General features: G+C 71.3%; 14 protein-coding genes and 1 pseudogene. 11 read left to right on the top strand and 4 right to left on the bottom strand.

Annotated features, from left to right (window positions below):
* The first annotated feature begins 4 nt into the window (after nt 1-4).
* Nucleotides 5-901, top strand: a complete 897-nt coding sequence (locus tag ACP4J3_RS19355) for an ABC transporter permease (protein WP_426535983.1) — start codon at nt 5-7, stop codon at nt 899-901.
* A 40-nt stretch (nt 902-941) separates the two neighbouring features.
* Here the strand turns inward: ACP4J3_RS19355 and ACP4J3_RS19360 are convergent, their stop codons facing one another.
* Together ACP4J3_RS19360 and ACP4J3_RS19365 are read right to left on the bottom strand one after the other, a co-directional pair.
* Nucleotides 942-1781 carry an SDR family oxidoreductase gene (locus tag ACP4J3_RS19360; RefSeq protein WP_426535985.1) on the bottom strand — a complete coding sequence of 280 codons (840 nt, stop codon included), beginning with the start codon at nt 1779-1781 and terminating at the stop codon, nt 942-944.
* A 25-nt stretch (nt 1782-1806) separates the two neighbouring features.
* The gene (locus tag ACP4J3_RS19365; RefSeq protein WP_426535987.1) at nt 1807-2256 is read right to left on the bottom strand and encodes a hypothetical protein; all 450 of its coding nucleotides are present in this window, start codon (nt 2254-2256) and stop codon (nt 1807-1809) included.
* Nucleotides 2257-2728: 472 nt separating this feature from the next.
* Here ACP4J3_RS19365 and ACP4J3_RS19370 point away from each other — a divergent pair, with 472 nt between their 5' ends.
* The 4 genes from ACP4J3_RS19370 to ACP4J3_RS19385 all read left to right on the top strand — a co-directional run bounded on the left by ACP4J3_RS19370 (nt 2729) and on the right by ACP4J3_RS19385 (nt 5310).
* Nucleotides 2729-2902 carry a hypothetical protein gene (locus ACP4J3_RS19370; protein WP_426535988.1) on the top strand — a complete coding sequence of 58 codons (174 nt, stop codon included), beginning with the start codon at nt 2729-2731 and terminating at the stop codon, nt 2900-2902.
* A gap of 53 nt (nt 2903-2955) precedes the next feature.
* Nucleotides 2956-3438, top strand: coding sequence for an N-acetyltransferase family protein (locus ACP4J3_RS19375; RefSeq protein WP_426535989.1), 483 nt, complete (start codon nt 2956-2958; stop codon nt 3436-3438).
* Between the two features lie 80 nt (nt 3439-3518).
* Nucleotides 3519-4097 carry a TetR/AcrR family transcriptional regulator gene (locus ACP4J3_RS19380; RefSeq protein ID WP_426535990.1) on the top strand — a complete coding sequence of 193 codons (579 nt, stop codon included), beginning with the start codon at nt 3519-3521 and terminating at the stop codon, nt 4095-4097.
* 16 nt (nt 4098-4113) lie between these two features.
* The gene (locus tag ACP4J3_RS19385) at nt 4114-5310 is read left to right on the top strand and encodes a GDSL-type esterase/lipase family protein (RefSeq protein ID WP_426535992.1); all 1197 of its coding nucleotides are present in this window, start codon (nt 4114-4116) and stop codon (nt 5308-5310) included.
* A gap of 56 nt (nt 5311-5366) precedes the next feature.
* On the opposite strand, the gene ACP4J3_RS19390 is transcribed toward ACP4J3_RS19385, so the two are convergent.
* Complete coding sequence (locus ACP4J3_RS19390; RefSeq protein WP_426535994.1) at nt 5367-6710, bottom strand: amidase; 1344 nt, start codon at nt 6708-6710, stop codon at nt 5367-5369.
* 231 nt (nt 6711-6941) lie between these two features.
* Between ACP4J3_RS19390 and ACP4J3_RS19395 the strand changes: the two genes are divergently transcribed.
* The 3 genes and pseudogenes from ACP4J3_RS19395 (at nt 6942) to ACP4J3_RS19405 (ending at nt 11538) form a co-directional block, all read left to right on the top strand.
* A complete protein-coding gene (locus ACP4J3_RS19395; protein ID WP_426535996.1) occupies nt 6942-8798 on the top strand; it encodes a family 20 glycosylhydrolase in 1857 nt (618 codons plus the stop codon).
* A gap of 30 nt (nt 8799-8828) precedes the next feature.
* Nucleotides 8829-10373 carry an alpha-L-fucosidase gene (locus tag ACP4J3_RS19400; protein ID WP_426535998.1) on the top strand — a complete coding sequence of 515 codons (1545 nt, stop codon included), beginning with the start codon at nt 8829-8831 and terminating at the stop codon, nt 10371-10373.
* A gap of 44 nt (nt 10374-10417) precedes the next feature.
* Nucleotides 10418-11538: pseudogene (locus ACP4J3_RS19405) on the top strand (serine hydrolase domain-containing protein).
* Nucleotides 11539-11652: 114 nt separating this feature from the next.
* On the opposite strand, the gene ACP4J3_RS19410 reads toward ACP4J3_RS19405, so the two are convergent.
* Nucleotides 11653-12663 (bottom strand): LacI family DNA-binding transcriptional regulator, encoded by a 1011-nt coding sequence (locus ACP4J3_RS19410; protein ID WP_426536000.1) that lies wholly within the window; start codon nt 12661-12663, stop codon nt 11653-11655.
* Between the two features lie 218 nt (nt 12664-12881).
* On the opposite strand from ACP4J3_RS19410, the gene ACP4J3_RS19415 reads away from it, so the two are divergent.
* The 3 genes from ACP4J3_RS19415 to ACP4J3_RS19425 are packed head-to-tail and all read left to right on the top strand — an operon-like array spanning nt 12882 to nt 15988.
* Entirely contained in the window at nt 12882-14168 is a 1287-nt protein-coding gene (locus tag ACP4J3_RS19415) for an ABC transporter substrate-binding protein (RefSeq protein WP_426536002.1), read from the top strand.
* Between the two features lie 6 nt (nt 14169-14174).
* Nucleotides 14175-15083: a carbohydrate ABC transporter permease gene (locus ACP4J3_RS19420; protein ID WP_426536004.1), complete on the top strand. Its 909-nt coding sequence runs from the start codon at nt 14175-14177 to the stop codon at nt 15081-15083.
* Nucleotides 15080-15988, top strand: a complete 909-nt coding sequence (locus ACP4J3_RS19425) for a carbohydrate ABC transporter permease (protein WP_426536006.1) — start codon at nt 15080-15082, stop codon at nt 15986-15988. Before ACP4J3_RS19420 ends, ACP4J3_RS19425 begins: the two co-directional genes overlap by 4 nt.
* Nucleotides 15989-16015: the final 27 nt, after the last annotated feature.

Consider the following 16015-nt stretch of genomic DNA (forward strand, 5'->3'; position numbering starts at 1 on the left):
ACACGTGACGAACGGGATCGACGAGGAGGTCGGGGCGGACCGGAGACCGCTCCGCCCCGGCCTGCGGGTCGGCCTGCGCCGCGGCGGCATCGAGCTGCGGCACCTCCTGCGCAACCCCAAGGAGATGTCCGGGCATGTGAGCAACGTGGTCGTCGCGATCGTGATCGCCGCCTTCGTCAGCAGCGACGTGCCCGGCACCCGAGCTCCCATGGCCCATCTGGTGGTCGCGGGCTTCGCCGCCTATCTGCTCTTCCAGGTCGGCCTGATCAACCTCCCGCAGTTGCTGGTGACCGAGCGGGAGGAGGGCGTCCTGCTGCGGATGCGGGCCACGCCCGGCGGGATCACGGCGTATCTCGTCGCCAAGTGCGTGCTGGTGGTCGCCATGGCGATCGGCAGCTTGGCGCTGCTGCTCGGGGCCGCCGCGCTGCTGGCGGACGGGCCGCTGCCGCGCGGGCCGGGCGCCTGGCTGACGCTGCTGTGGGTGACCACCCTCGGGCTGCTCGCCGTCGTACCGCTGGGCGCGGCCATCGGCGCCGTGCTGCCCAACCCGCGGGAGGCTCTGGCGCTGATCATGCTGCCCGTGATGGCGCTGCTGATGACCTCCGGAGTGGTGTTCCCGATCACCTCGCTGCCCGTGGCGGTGCAGCAGGTGTCCGCCGTGTTCCCGCTGAAGTGGATGGCCCAGGGCCTGCGCTCGACGCTGCTGCCGGACGCCGCACGGGCCGCCGAGGCGGCCGGCTCATGGGAGCTGTCCAGGGTCGCCCTGGTGCTGACCGCCTGGGCCGTCCTCGGCTTCCTCCTCGCCATCCCCCTCCTGCGCCGCGCCGCGCGCCGCGAGTCCGGCTCCCGCCTGACCGCACGCCACCGCAAGGCGGCACAGAGCGGGGCACTGCCCGCGTGAGCCGGGCTCGTGAGAGGGACGCAGCCCCGGGACGTGGGGTCTACACAGCCCCGCGTCCCCGGTCCGGCCCGTGTGCCCGTAGCCGCTCATGAACCGCATACGCCGTTGTTGCCGCCGCGGCACGCACCCGCGTCCCCCCGTCCACCAGCAGATCCGCCCCCGTCACCCACTGCGCCGCGTCCGACGCCAGCCACAGCACCGCCCGCGCCACGTCCTCCGGCTCCCCGATGCGCCCCAGCGGCAGCCCGGCGGCCAGTTCCTCCTCGTCCCGCTCCCACACGAACCGCGCCATCCGAGTGCGGACCAGGCCGGGGGAGACCGAGTTGACCCGCACCCTCGGGGCCAGTTCGCCCGCGAGCTGCCGGGTCAGATGAAGGAGGGCCGCCTTGCTGGTGCCGTAGGCGCCGACGTTGGGGCCGACATGCGCGGCGCCCTCCGTGCCGACGTTGACCACCGAGCCGCCGTGCTCGCGCATCCACGCCCGCCAGGCGCACTGTACGAGCCGCAGCGGCGCCTCCACGTTCACGGTGAACGCCTCGCGCCACGCCATCGGGTCGATGTCCATGAGCGGGCCGTACGGCAGGTTGGTCGCCGCGTTGTTCACGATCACGTCGATCCGGCCGAACTCGCGCAGGGCCAGCTCCACGACCGACGCCGGATGATCCGGGTCGGCGACACTGCCCGCCGCCCCGACCCCGCCCAGCTCGGCGGCCGTTTGCCGCACCTCGGCCGCATCCCGCGCGGTCACGCACACCCGCGCTCCGGCGGCGGCCAGTTGCCGGGCGACGGCGTGGCCGATGCCCCGTGTGGCGCCGGTGACGATGGCGGCCCTGCCCTGAAGGCCGGCGCCCCTGCCCTGCGGACCGTACGACGACGTCATCGCCGTACGGTCTCATGACGGGTCGTCAGTTGACAGCCCCGAGCGGCGAGTTCCTGGCCGCCACCAGTTCCAGTACCGCCCGCCAGTCCTCCAGGACCCCGGCGTCGAACTCCGCGCTGCGGCCCTCCTCGTCGGCCTGGCGCAGGCGCAGCAGGTCGTCGTCGGCCGCGTCGCGGGCCCGGCTGTGGTCGCGGACCAGGCGGGAGACCCGTTCGCCGAGGAGGGGCCGCACCGCGTCCGCCGCGCAGTCGCAATGCCGGCCCGCATCGCCGGGGCGCAGCAGCGGGCCGATGGCATGAACAAGCCCCGCGACCTGGAGTTCCTTGTCGGCGGGGCGGACTCGGCGCAGCAGCGCGGCCGTCTGCAGGGCGTGTTGGTGGAGATCGACTCGGGTACTCCCGAGGCCCGGGGCGTCCCGGGTGCCCCGGCAGGCGTACAGCAGATCCATCAGCTCTTCGACACTGCGCAGCTCCATGCGTCAGTCCTCCCGCCGGACAAGCCGTTGCCGTGCGACAGCAGATCATGGCCGCCTTGCGAATCGGCCAACGGGACTTGAACTGCGCGGCGTCCTGTGGCCCCGAGCGGGGGGCACGACGCCGTTTGAGCCGAACGAGTGACGTGTAAACGGCACATTAAGGAAGAAGCCGGAGATAGTGGGCCAATGAAAACCGGTCGACTCCCGATAGTTACAGCTTGTTTGCAGCCCCATCGAGCGGACGTCCGCTCATTTGGTTAATCTGTAGCGGACGGACAGCACTACAGGGTCCCAACCCACACCCATGGTCCGTCCCGGGACAAGCCGGTGCACAACGGCCTGCTCTCACACCAGTTATCCGGCGCCACCGCGTCCGAGCCGACGTTGAGTAATACCCGAGCGGGCGTCAGGTGCCGGACCGCAGACTGGACCGGCCCGCCCCGAGGGTGATCCGACACAGAAGGAGTGCGCGGTGACACCTGAGAAGACGAATCGTGAGCAGCGCCCCAAGGAACGCGCGGAGCGCGCGGGCCGCCGGTCGAAGGAGATCGGAAGTCTCGACGTGTGGGCCAGGTCCGCCCCCATCCGTCTGGCGGGGTACGAGGACGACCTCGCCGAGCCCCACATCCTGCCCAGCGTCGACTGACGCGGCAGAGCCCTCCGCGATCGCGTCCGCATGGGCGTGCGAGACTCACGCCCATGCTGATCAGAGAAGCCGCGGCCGACGACTGGCCGCGGATTTGGCCTTTCTGGCACCGCATCGTCGCCGCCGGCGAGACCTACGCATGGGACCCCGACACCTCCGAGGACGCCGCCCGGGCCCTGTGGATGAACCCGGCCAAGCGCGTCTACGTCGTCGAGGACGACGCCGGAGCCGTCGTCGCCTCCGCCTATGTCACCCCCAACTACGGTGGCCCCGCCGCTCGTATCGCCAACGCGGGCTTCATGGTCGACCCCGGTCACGTCGGCCGCGGCATCGGCCGTGCCCTCGCCGAACACATCCTGGCCGCGGCCAAGGCCGACGGCTATCGGGGCATGGTCTTCAACGCCGTCGTCGAGACCAACCCGGCCGTGGCCCTGTGGACCTCCCTCGGCTTCACGATCCTCGGCACGGTGCCGCACGCGTACGACCACCCCCGGCACGGTCGGGTGGGGCTGCACATCATGTACCGAGCCCTGTAGCCGGATGGCTTAAGGCCTCTCTACTCGCCTAAAGAGTTTAGGTAGATGCATACTCGCTTATGGCAAGCGAGAGGATGGCTATGGCACGCGTGGGGCTGAGTACGGAACGCCTGGTTCAGGCGGGCGCGGAGCTGGCCGACGAGGTCGGCTTCGAGCAGGTGACCGCGTCGGAGCTCGCCCGGCGGTTCGACGTCAAGGTCGCGAGCCTGTACTCGCACGTCAAGAACTCCCAGGACCTCAAGACCCGGATCGCCCTGTTCGCGCTGGAGGAGATGGCCGACCTGGCCGCCGACGCGGTGGCCGGGCGGGCCGGCAAGGACGCCCTGGTCGCCTTCGCGAACGTCTACCGCGACTACGCCCGCGAGCACCCCGGCCGCGCCGCCGCCGCGCGGATGCGGCTCGACCCCGAGACGGCGGCCGCGAGCGCCGGCGTCCGGCACGCGCAGATGACGCGGGCGATCCTGCGCGGCTACGACCTCACGGAGCCGGACGCGACACACGCCGTACGGCTGCTGGGCAGTGTCTTCCACGGCTACGCGAGCATGGAGCTGGCGGGCGGCTTCAGCCACAGCGCCCCCGACTCCGAGGAGAGCTGGACCCGGATCCTGGACGCCCTCGACGCCCTGCTGCGCAACTGGCCCACCGAGCCCACCCCTTGATCAACAGGCTGAGGACATGGACACCGACCACGACTGGATCACCACACCCGTCACCGCCGACCTCCTGCGCGGCGCCCTCGACGTCGAGCGCACCGAGCACGGCGTACTGCCGCACCGGCTGCCCGCCCGGGCGCGCGCCCAGAGCGCCGACGAGCAACTGGCCACGGCCGAGTCGCAGACCTCCGGCGTACGGCTGGCCTTCCGCACCCGCGCCACCGCGATCGAACTGGACGCCCTGCCCACCAAACGCAGCTATGTGGGCGCCCCGCCCCGCCCGGACGGCGTGTACGACCTGATCGTCGACGGCCGCCCGGCCGGACAGTCCACCGTGACCAGCGGAAACGTCGTGACGGTGGACATGGTCGCCGGCACCGCCGAGCACCGGACCGGCCGGCCCGGCACCGTCCGCTTCGCCGGGCTGCCCGACGGCGCCAAGGACGTCGAGATCTGGCTGCCGCACAACGAGATCACCGAACTGATCGCCCTGCGCACCGACGCCCCCGTCGAGCCCGCGCACGACCCGGGCCGCAAGGTGTGGCTGCACCACGGCAGTTCGATCAGCCACGGCTCCGACGCCGCGAGCCCCACCGGCATCTGGCCCGCGCTCGCCGCCGGCCTCGGCGGCGTGGAGCTGATCAACCTGGGCCTGGCCGGCAGCGCCCTGCTCGACCCGTTCACCGCCCGCGCCCTGCGCGACACGCCCGCCGACTTCATCAGCCTCAAGATCGGTATCAACCTGGTCAACGCGGACCTGATGCGGCTGCGCGCCTTCGGACCCGCGGTGCACGGCTTCCTCGACACCATCCGCGAGGGCCACCCGACGACCCCACTGCTGGTCGTCTCGCCCATCCTCTGCCCCATCCACGAGGACACGCCCGGCCCCTGCGCCCCGGACTTCAGCGGGCTCGGCAGCGGACGGCTGCGGTTCGTCGCCCTGGGCGACCCGGCGGAGCGCGCGAGCGGCAAGCTGACGTTGGGCGTCATCCGGGACGAGCTGTCCCGCATCGTGAAGCAGCGGTCGGCCGACGACCCGAACCTGCACTACCTCGACGGCCGCGACCTCTACGGCGCGACCGACTCCGCCGAACTGCCCCTGCCCGACGGCCTCCACCCGGACGCCGCCACCCACCGCCGCATCGGCGAACGCTTCGCACGGCTGGCGTTCACGGGCCAGGGGCCCTTCGCGACGACGGCACCGGGCGTGTCTGCCTAGGGCCTGCTCCGAGGTCCCCGCCTGCGCGCGGACGACGGGGAACTCAGAAGTAGGGCCTAATCCAGCGGCGCCGTCCGACGCCACGGACGCAGTTCCTCGATCCGCTCCGCCAGCGCCAGCAGTCGGGCCTCCGCGCCGGGCCGCCCGACCAGTTGTACGGCGGTGGGGGCGCCGGACGGCAGTGTGCCGCACGGGATCGCCATCGCGGGCCAGCCGGTGAGGTTCCACGGCGGCGTCAGTGGCGAGTAGTTGGTGTTGGCCATGACGTTCCGCAGCCAGCCCCGCTCGTGCCAGGGCTCGGACCTGGGGGAGCGGCGGGCGAGAGCCGGGGTGAGCAGCACGTCGTACTCGGCGAAGAACGGCTCCATGCGCCGACGCAGCTCCTCCCGGCTCTCGCCGGCCCGCACCCGGTCGACGAAGCGCCGGCCGACGGTGGCGTGCACCCGGGTCCGGCGGGTGAGCCGGCCCGGGTCCAGGGCCTGGGCGTCCACGGAGGTGCCGGCGGTCCAGTGGGCCAGCGACGTGACCCCAAGCGACATCGGATACGGCGGGTCGGCGCGCCGTACCTGGTGACCGGCCTTCATGAGCAGCGCGGCGGCCTCGCGGGCGGCGGCCGTGTACGGCCTGCTGATGGTGACCCCGGCCAGCGGGCTGCGCAGGGACACGGCGATCCTGAGGGTGCCCGGCGCGTCGGGGCGTACGACCTCGGTGTCGGCGAGGACCGACAGCATCAGGCGCGCGTCCTCGACCGTCGTCGCCAGGGGCCCGTTCTCCGACATGCCGAACCAGTCGCCGTCGCCTATGCCGGCCGGGACCACGCCGGAGCCGGGCTTGATCGTGACCAGGCCGCAGTTGGCCGCCGGTATCCGCAGTGAGCCCATGCCGTCGTTGCCGAGGGCGATCGGCACCATGCCCGCGGCGACGGCGGCCGCGCTGCCGCCGGACGAGCCGCCCGCCGTGCGCGAGGTGTCCCACGGGTTGCGGGCGGTGCCGTGGACGCCCTCCGTGGTGCCGAAGACACACAGCTCGGGGACGTTCGTCAGCCCCACGACCACCGCGCCGGCCGCCCGCAGCCGGGCCACGGTCACATGGTCGTGGTCGGCCGGGGTGTCCGGCGTCGCCGCGGAGCCGATGCGGTTGGACTCGCCGCGCACCGCGAGGTTGTCCTTGACGGCCACCGGCACTCCGGCCAGTGGCAGTTCGGCGAGGTCGGCACGCGAGGCCACCTCGTCGGCCTCGGCGAGCGCCGCCTCGGCCCGCACCACCCGGAACGCGCCGACGCGGCCGTCGAGCCGCTCGATCCGGGCGAGATGCTCGGCCACGACCTCGTGCGGTGTGGCCCGCTTCTCGCGTACGGCGACGGCGATCTCGGCGGCGGTCCGGCCGACCCAGCTTGTCACGGGCGCTCCTCAGGATTACTCGCGAGTATCTAGCAGCACTCTGCCGGGCGGCGGGCCCGGCGTCGAGAGGGTGTCGGGCTTGGATATTCGCGAGGCTCTTCTTGGACTTTTCGCACCGCCCCTCGTCCGCACGGCCTCGCTGACCTGCGCATCATCCGATCAATGAGGCAGGCCGACCCTGCTCGTCTCCCATTGACAGCCCCTGGGGGCAGCTCAATGATCAGACATCCGATGAATGGGGGTGTTCTTATGAGGAGACGCTGGAGAACGGTCGGAGTCCTCGCGGCCCTGACGCTCTTGCTCACGGCACCGTTCCCGGCGGTCGCGCGGGAGGAGCCGGCCACACCGGTCACCGTGCCCGCCCTGACCGCCTGGACACCGGCGTCCGGCAGCTACACCTTCGAACGCTCCGCCCGCCTCGTGGCCGACGGCGCGAGTGAGCGACGGGTCGCCGACACCCTCGCCGACGACCTGCGCGACGCGGGCCACGGCACGGTACCCGTCGTGCCCGGCACCGCCCGCCCCGGCGACATCGTCATCGACGTACAGCCCTCCCGTACCTCCCTCGGTGCCGAGGGCTACGAACTCCGGGCAGGCAAGCGGCTGTCGGTGACCGCGGCGACCGAGACCGGCGCCTTCTACGGCACCCGCACCCTTCTCCAGCTCCTGGCCCAGGGCGACCGCATCCCCGCCGGCCGCACGGTCGACGTGCCGCGTTACAAGGAGCGGGGCGTCGGCGTCTGCGCCTGCTACGTCCACATCTCCCTGCCCTGGCTGGAGAACCTGGTCCGCGAGATGGCGTACCACAAGCTCAACCAGCTCCTCCTCGAGCTGAAGGTGAAGAGCGACGCCCACCCCGAGGCCAACACCTGGGGCTACTACACCAAGGACGAGATCCGCCGGCTCGTCGCGCTCGGCGACAAGTACCACGTCGAGATCATTCCGGAGATCAACTCCCCGGGCCACATGGACCCGTGGATCGAGAACCGCCCCGACCTCCAGCTCACCGACTCCGACGGCGCCAAGCAGCCCTCGCGCCTCGACATCACCCGGCCCGAGGCCTTCGCCTACTACACGAGCCTGATCGACGAGTACGCCGAGGTGTTCACGTCGACCTCCTGGCACATGGGAGCCGACGAGTACATGCTCGGCTCCGACTTCGCCAAGTACCCGCAGATCCTGAAGTACGCCCAGGACCGGTACGGCCCCGACGCGACCCCGCAGGACGCGTTCATCGACTTCGTCAACCGCGTCCACGCCTACGCGGCCGGCAAGGGCAAGAAGCTGCGGATCTGGAACGACGGGCTCACCGGCGCCAACACCGTCCCGGTGGCCGCCGGAACGACCGTCGAGCACTGGCTGAACGTGGCCACGAAGCCGGGGCAACTGCGCGCCCAGGGCTATCCGGTGATGAACGCCGCCTACGCCCTCTACCTGGTCCGCGGCGGCTTCCACAGCGACACCGAGGAGCTGTACGACCAGAGCTGGGACCCGCGCAGCTTCGAGGGCGAGAAGCTCGCCTCGGCCGACGGCATCACCGGCGCCAAGATCAGCCTCTGGCCCGACAACGGCCGGGGCGAGACCGAGAACGAGGTCGCCGTCGCCCTGTGGCCCGCGCTGCGGCACATCGCCCAGGCCACCTGGGGCGATCCGCACCCGGACGCCACGTACGCCGAGTTCGGCGCGCGCGGCACGGCCGTCGGCCACGCGCCGGGATGGCGGGACCTGACCCGGGTGCCGGTGCCGGACGGCTCGTACACCTTCCGTACGGACGGTCACCCGGCCTTCGACGCCGAGATCAAACGCACGGACGACGGTTACGCGACCGTACGGACGGCCGAGGGGTGCCTCGAGATCCGCGGCGGAAAGCTCACGCTGAACGTGCCGCTCCAGCCCGGTGCGGAGGCGGCACCGCAGACGTGCGACGCCGGGAACACCCTCCAGCGCTGGCAGTTGGAGCCCGCGCCCGGTGGCTACCGCCTCGTCAACGCCATCACCCGGATGACGGTGAGCGTCACGGACGACGGCCGGCTCGCGCAGTACCCGCCGGACCGGCGCACGCCCGCCGTATGGCACCTGAGCAACTGACTTGAGGACCCTGACCCGAGGAGTCGTCCCATGGCCGTTTCCCGACGCGTCTTCGTCGCGACAGCCGCCGTCCTCGCCGCGACGGGCGCCACCAGACCCGCCCTCGCGGCCACAGCCCCTGCCCCACAGGACCCCCACTACCGCATCCCCGTCAGCCCCGACGACACCGAGGCCGACCTCGTCCGCAAGGCCTCCGAGGTCCGCCCCACCGCACGGCAGATCGCCTGGCAGCGCCTGGAGCGCACCGCGTTCCTGCACTTCGGCGTGAACACCTTCACCGGACTGGAGTGGGGCACCGGCGACGAGGACCCGGACGTGTTCCAGCCGGCCGGCCTCGACACCGACCAGTGGGCCCGCGCCCTGCGCGACGGCGGCTTCCAGCTCGCCATCCTCACCGTCAAGCACCACGACGGCTTCGTGCTCTACCCCTCCCGCTACACCGACCACACCGTGGCGTCGAGTAGTTGGCAGGGCGGACAGGGCGACGTGCTGCGCTCCTTCGCCGACTCCATGCGCCGGTACGGCATCAAGGTCGGCGTCTACATCTCACCGGCCGACGAGAACCAGTACCTCCACGGCGTCTACGCCAACGGCAGCGCCCGCGCCGACCGCACCATCCCCACCCTCGTCGAGGGCGACGACCGCACACCCCCGAGGTCGTACACCCTCCCGGCCACCGACTACGGCGCCCATATGCTCAACCAGCTCTACGAGGTCCTCACCGAGTACGGGCCGATCGAAGAGGTCTGGTTCGACGGAGCGCAGGGCCATATCCCGCCGGACAAGGTCGAGAAGTACGACTGGGACGGCTGGTACACCCTCGTGCGCTCGCTCGCGCCCGACGCCGTGATCGCCGTGTCCGGCCCGGACGTGCGCTGGGTCGGCAACGAGGGCGGGCTGGCGCGCGAGGACGAGTGGAGCGTCGTACCGGTACAGGAGAAGGACTACGGCCGGACCGACTACGCCCTCGCCTACGACGCGGCCGACATGGGCAGCCGCGCCGCCCTGGCCGAGGCGCGGCCGATGGCGGACTATCTCCAGTGGTGGCCCGCCGAATGCGACGTCTCCATCCGCGACGGCTGGTTCTACCACGCCGACCAGCAGCCCAAGAGCGTCGAGCAGTTGACGGACATCTACTTCCGGTCCGTGGGCCGCAACTCGGTGCTGCTGCTGAACATCCCGCCGGACCCGGACGGCCTGCTGCCCGCCGCCGACGTGGCGCGGCTGCGGGAGTTCCGCGAGCGCGTGGACCGCGAACTTCCGGAGGACCTGGCCCGCGACGCCCGGACCACCGTCTCGCCGGGCCGGGTCACGGTCGACCTCGGCCGGGAGCGCGAGGTGGACCGGATCCGGCTCGCGGAGGACATCCGGTACGGGCAGCAGGTGGAGAGCTTCGTCGTCGAGGCGCAGCGCGACGGGGACTGGCGGGAGGTGACCCGGGCCGGGGTGATCGGCGCGAGCCGGATCCTGCTGCTGGCGGCGCCGGTGCGGGCGCGGCGGTGGCGGGTGCGGGTGACCGGTTCGCGTGCCGCGGCGCGGGTCGTGGGGTTCGGGCTGTACCGGTCACGGGTGTGAAATTCGGTTGACCGGGGCGGGGCCGCGCGGGCTGGATGGGGCACATGGCCGACATCCAGGGGTCGTACGACGACCTCTTCCTCGCCGTCCCGAACACGCTGGCCGCCATGCTGGACGCCGGTGACGTGGGCGGCTCCGCAGCCGTGTTCGTGGACGGCAGGCCGGTCGTGGACGTCTGGGGCGGATTCGCGGACGCCGGCCGCACCGTCCCGTGGCAGCGCGACACCCTCGTCAACGTCTGGTCCGTGACCAAGACGATGACGGCACTGTGCGCCCTCGTCCTGATCGACCGCGGCGCCCTCGACCCGGACGCACCGGTCGCCCGGTACTGGCCGGAGTTCGCGGCGGCGGGCAAGGACAAGGTGCTGGTACGGCACCTGCTGTCGCACACCGCCGGACTGCCCGACTGGGACGGGCAGGTCGAGGACCTCTACGACTGGCCCGCCGCCACGGCCCGGCTCGCCGCGCGGGCGCCGCGGTGGGAGCCGGGGACCGCGGCCGGATACCACTCGCTCACCCAGGGGTTCCTCGTCGGCGAGGTCGTGCGCCGGGTCTGCGGCCGCAGCGTGGGGGAGTTCCTTGCCGAGGAGGTGACCGGGCCGCTGGGCGCGGACTTCCACATCGGTCTCCCGGCTGAGCACGACCCTCGGGTCGCGCTCGCGATCCCGCCGGCGGGGCGGGACGAGGACTACGCGTCGAGCGCGCCCGGCAATCCGGTGGGCTCCGAGGCGGGCAACGGGATGCGCGTCCGGGACGGCAACAGCCCGGCCTGGCGCCGCGCGCAGATCCCGGCGGCAAGCGGATACGGCAACGCCCGCTCGGTCGCGCTGGTGCAGTCGGTCCTGGCCTGCGGGGGAGAGGTCAACGGCGTACGGCTGCTGTCCCGGGCCGGCTGCGACCGTGCCCGGGAGGAGCAGTTCGACGGCGACGACCGGGTGCTGGGGATGCCGGTGCGGTGGGGGCTGGGGTTCGGCCTGTTCGGCAGCGCGTACGGCTGGGGTGGCTGGGGCGGTCGCTGGTGATGGCCGAGCCCGACAGCCGGTTCGTGGTGGCGTATGTGACACACCAGATGCGCGAGCCCGCCGAGGACACCCGGGGGATGGAGATCGTCACGGCCGCCTACGAGGGACTTCAGGGGCTGCGTGGCGGAGGCTCGCCGTCATGATGTCCCTCTGGCTCGGCGGCCTGGACCTCTCCGGTGACCGCCGTAGAGACCACCGAGAGCCTGTTCGCGACCGCACGGGCCTCGGCGGCCGGCCGCTCCCTTGAGTCACGCTGGTCACGCGCCCCGCGCCACCCCCGTACTGCCCCGCTCGACCAACCGCGGCACCGGCACCCGCACCGCCCGCGCCGACCCCCCGTCCAGCAGCGCGGTCAGTTCGCGGGCCGCCGTGCGTCCGAACTCCACGCTGTCCCGGGACAGCGCCGACAGCCACGGCTTGACCATGCGGCACAGCGCGGAGTCCTCCCAGGACACCACCGACACGTCCGTCGGCACCGAGAAGCCGAGTTCGGTCGCTGCCGCGGCGCCGGCCACCGCCATCACGTCGTTGTCGTAGATCAGCGCGGTCGGGGGAGCGGTGCCCTCCAGCACCCGGCGGGTGACCGCCGCGCCCTCGGCGTCGGAGTAGTCCGTCGTCACCGACTTCACCTCGGACAGGCCACGGCGCCCCGCCTCGGCGCGCAGCGTGCGGATCCGGCGCTCGGTGTGGGCGAGGCCCGGCAGGCCGGCGATGTGCACGATCCGCCGGTGGCCGAGGGCGTACAGGCCGTCCACGACCGAGGCCATCGCGCCCGCGTCGTCCGCCCAGACGGTCGACAGGCCGGGGTGCCGGTCGTCGGGCGCACCGCCGATCACCACGGCGGGCAGGCCGAGTTCGTCGAGGAGATCGGGGCGGGGGTCGTCGGTGCGCGGGTCGACGACCAGGACGCCGTCCACCCGGTGCTCGGCCCACCAGCGCCGGTACACCGCGCACTCGTCGGCCACGTCCTCCACCACCTGGAACAGCAGCCCGAGATGGCGTTCCGCCAGCACTTCCTGGATGCCCGAAACGAGTTGCAGGAAGAAGGAGTCCACGCCCAGCGTCTCCGCCCGGCGGGCCAGGACGAAACCGACCGTCGCGGCGCCCTCGCCGGACAGCGCGCGGGCCGCCGTGCTGGGCCGCCAGCCCAGCTCCTCGGCGACCTGACGCACCCGCTCGCGTGTGTCCTCGGAGACTCCGGGCCGGCCGTTCAGCGCGAAGGAGACGGCGCTCTGGGAGACGCCGGCATGCCGTGCGATGTCCTTCATCGTCGGTCGGCGGACCGGTGACCGCTTGCCTGACACGCTGCTTCCCCATTCCCCGGAACTTTCCGCGCCAGTATGCACTAATGCGGTTCAGCTGCGTCAACCTAATGCGCATTAGTCACTAAACAAATTAGCTGTGCGAGACGCATTGACGGGTCCCGGGAGAGGCATGCAAGGTCTGCGTCGTTGGTCAACTCCGCCGCAAAGGAGACCGGTTCGCCGTGCCTGTATCCCGCAGAACCCTCGCTGCCGCCGCCGTCTGTGTCGTCCTGCCGCTGAGCGGCTGCGGTTCCGGAGACGGCGGTGGTTCGACCGACGCCTCGGGCAAGATCGAAGGTGACATCACCTTCCAGACCTGGAATCTGCGCGCCAACTTCAAGGACTACTTCGAGGGCGTTATCGCCGGCTTCGAGAAGAAGTACCCCGGCACCGACGTCAAGTGGATCGACCAGCCCGCCGAGGGCTACGCCGACAAGATCAGCGCGGACGCGGCCGGCGGCACCCTCCCGGACGTCGTCAACGTCTCGCCCGACCTGGTCGCCCCGCTCGCCAAGGCCGGCCTCGCGCTCGACCTCGACAAGGCGGCCGGGCAGTACAAGAAGGAGTATCTGGAAGGGGCCTGGGCCAGCCATCAGATCCCGGGCATGCAGGGCACGTACGCCTTCCCCTGGTACCTCAACACCGGCCCGCTCTTCTACAACAAGTCCCTCTTCAAGGAGGCCGGCCTCGACCCCGAGCAGCCGCCGAAGACGTACGACGAGGTCTTCGACGCCGCGCTGAAGATGGCGGACGAGAGCGACGGCAAGGTCGCCACCCTCGCCAACGTCCCCACCATCGAGGACTTCGGCCGCTACGGCGTCGAGCTGATGAACAAGGAGGGCACCGCCTTCACCTTCAACGACGCCAAGGGAGTCGAACTCCTCACCAAGTACAAGGAGTTGTACGACGCCAAGGCCCTCGACCCGCAGGCGCTGACCGCCACTTCCGAGTCGTCCGGCAAGAAGTTCCTCACCGGCGCCGTCGCCATGAACCCCGGCAGCGCGCTGGACCTCGGCAACTTCAAGAAGCAGGCGCCCAGCCTGTACAAGAACATCGGCATCACCGACCAGATCACCAGCACCGGGCACGTCAACATGTACGTCATGGGCGTGATGGTCAACGCACAGACCAAGCGCACCCCTGCCGCGGTCGCCTTCGCGCACTACGTCACCGACGCCGAGCACCAGATGTCGTTCGCCCAGCAGGTCGCCATCTTCCCCAGCACCGCAGGATCGCTCGACGACCCGTACTTCACCAAGGAGGACGGCACCGACGAGACACGCGTGCGGGTCGCCGCCGCCAAGTCGCTGAAGACCGCCGTCAACTACACGCCCGTGCTGTTCAGCGAGCAGATGAAGACCGAGCTGCGCAACGAGGTCGCCAAGGCGTTGCAGGGCAAGGAGAGCCCCGAGGAAGCTCTCGACAACGCTGTCGAGGCCTGCGACCGGCTCCTTCAGCAGCAGGGATAGCGGGCGATGGCCGGCTCGACCGTCTCCCCGCCGAGGCCCTCCGGGGTGCGGCGCCAACTGCCCACCAGCCCCTGGCTGTTCGCCGTCCCGGGCCTGCTGATCATCGGCGCGTTCATCCTGTACCCGTTCGTCTCCACGCTGATCAACGCCTTCACCGACCGCCGCACCCTGATCCCGGGCGAGTTCGTGGGCCTGGCCAACTTCCGCGAGCTGCTCCACGACGAGATGTTCTGGATCGGGCTGCGCAACAGCACGCTGTACGTCGTCGGCGTCGTGCCCGCGCTGGTGCTCCTGCCGCTGCTGCTCGCGCTGCTCGTGCAGAAGAACATCCCCGGCATCACCTTCTTCCGGTCCGCCTTCTACACCCCGGTCGTCGCCTCGATCGTGGTGGTCGGGCTGATCTGGGTCTGGCTGCTCGACGAGCGCGGACTGGTGAACTCCCTCCTGGAGACGATCGGCGTCGGACGCATCGGGTTCCTCAGCGACCAGTGGCTGCTCCTGCTGAGCGCCATGGCCGTGACGGTCTGGAAGGGCCTCGGCTACTACATGATCATTTACCTGGCCGCGCTCGCCAACGTGCCCCGCGAACTGCACGAGGCGGCCGCCGTGGACGGCGCCGGAGCGGTCCGCCGCTTCCTCACGGTCACCGTGCCCGCCGTCCGCTCCACCATGGTCCTGGTCGGGGCGCTGTCCTCGGTCGCCGCCTTCAAGGTGTTCTCCGAGGTGTATCTGATGGCCGGCCCGAGCGGCGGCCCGGCAGGCCAGGACACCACCCTCGTCATGCTCGTCCAGCGCACCGGCACCGGCCTGACCGGCCGCGTCGGCTACGCCTCGGCGATCTCGGTGGTCGTCTTCGTCGTGACCGTCGCCCTGATGCTGCTCGTGCTGCGCGCCGACCGGAGGGACGAGTCATGAGCGTCATGGAGAAGGCGCGGCCCACGACCGACAAGCCGGCCGCCGCCCGCGAACCCCGCGTCACCGACGAACACGGCCGCCGCATCCGCGTCTGGGAACTCACCCTGCGCTACCTGCTCCTGCTGGCCGTGCTCGCCCTCACCGTCGGCCCGTTCCTGTGGCAGTTGTCGACCTCGCTCAAGGGCCCCACCGAGGACATCTTCAGCTCCCCGCCGAAGTTCCTCCCGGGCGACCCGACGCTCCACAACTACGAACGGGTCGCCGACACCATCCCCGTCTGGGACTACGCCCTGAACTCGCTGAAGGTCGCCACCGCCAACGTCGTGACCAACTGCGTCGGCGCCGCACTCGCCGGCTACGCCCTCGCCCGGCTGCGCTACCGGGGCCGCCGCGCGGCCACCCTCGCCTTCATCCTCGCGATGCTCGTGCCCGTCGAGGGCATCATCATCGCCCAGTTCACCACCATGCGGGAACTCGGCCTCAACAACACCCTCGTCGGCGTCGTCCTGCCCGGCTCCATCAGCGCCCTCAACGTCCTGCTGATGCGCAACGCCTTCCTCAACCTTCCCTACGAGATCGAGGAGGCGGCCTACGTCGACGGGGCCAACGTCTGGCAGCGGTTCCTGCGGATCGCGCTGCCGTCCGTGAAGGGGACCGTCGCCGTCGTCGCGATCTTCGCCTTCATGGGTGCCTGGGACGACTTCCTGTGGCCGCTGATCGTGCTCAGCGACCCGTCCAAGTTCACCCTGACCATCGGCCTCAACTATCTGCACGGCACCTTCGCGGGCGACGAACGCCTCGTCGCCGCGGGCACGATCATCGCCGTTGCGCCGCTGATCGCCCTCTTCGCCTGCCTCCAGCGGTACTTCTTCCGCGGCGTCGGCGAGGGCGCAGTGAAGGGCTGAACCCCCACGAACTCGCCTATCAAGGAC

The sequence above is a fragment of the Streptomyces sp. UG1 genome (genome assembly GCF_049974585.1).
Classification (GTDB): Bacteria; Actinomycetota; Actinomycetes; order Streptomycetales; family Streptomycetaceae; genus Streptomyces.

What these genes read in the sequence shown, in the direction of transcription:
- ACP4J3_RS19360 (WP_426535985.1), bottom strand. Translation starts at nt 1,781, where the DNA reads ATGACGTCGTCGTACGGTCCGCAGGGCAGGGGCGCCGGCCTTCAGGGC.
- ACP4J3_RS19365 (WP_426535987.1), bottom strand. Translation starts at nt 2,256, where the DNA reads ATGGAGCTGCGCAGTGTCGAAGAGCTGATGGATCTGCTGTACGCCTGC.
- ACP4J3_RS19375 (WP_426535989.1), top strand. Translation starts at nt 2,956, where the DNA reads ATGCTGATCAGAGAAGCCGCGGCCGACGACTGGCCGCGGATTTGGCCT.
- ACP4J3_RS19380 (WP_426535990.1), top strand. Translation starts at nt 3,519, where the DNA reads ATGGCACGCGTGGGGCTGAGTACGGAACGCCTGGTTCAGGCGGGCGCG.
- ACP4J3_RS19385 (WP_426535992.1), top strand. Translation starts at nt 4,114, where the DNA reads ATGGACACCGACCACGACTGGATCACCACACCCGTCACCGCCGACCTC.
- ACP4J3_RS19395 (WP_426535996.1), top strand. Translation starts at nt 6,942, where the DNA reads ATGAATGGGGGTGTTCTTATGAGGAGACGCTGGAGAACGGTCGGAGTC.
- ACP4J3_RS19400 (WP_426535998.1), top strand. Translation starts at nt 8,829, where the DNA reads ATGGCCGTTTCCCGACGCGTCTTCGTCGCGACAGCCGCCGTCCTCGCC.
- ACP4J3_RS19410 (WP_426536000.1), bottom strand. Translation starts at nt 12,663, where the DNA reads ATGAAGGACATCGCACGGCATGCCGGCGTCTCCCAGAGCGCCGTCTCC.
- ACP4J3_RS19420 (WP_426536004.1), top strand. Translation starts at nt 14,175, where the DNA reads ATGGCCGGCTCGACCGTCTCCCCGCCGAGGCCCTCCGGGGTGCGGCGC.
- ACP4J3_RS19425 (WP_426536006.1), top strand. Translation starts at nt 15,080, where the DNA reads ATGAGCGTCATGGAGAAGGCGCGGCCCACGACCGACAAGCCGGCCGCC.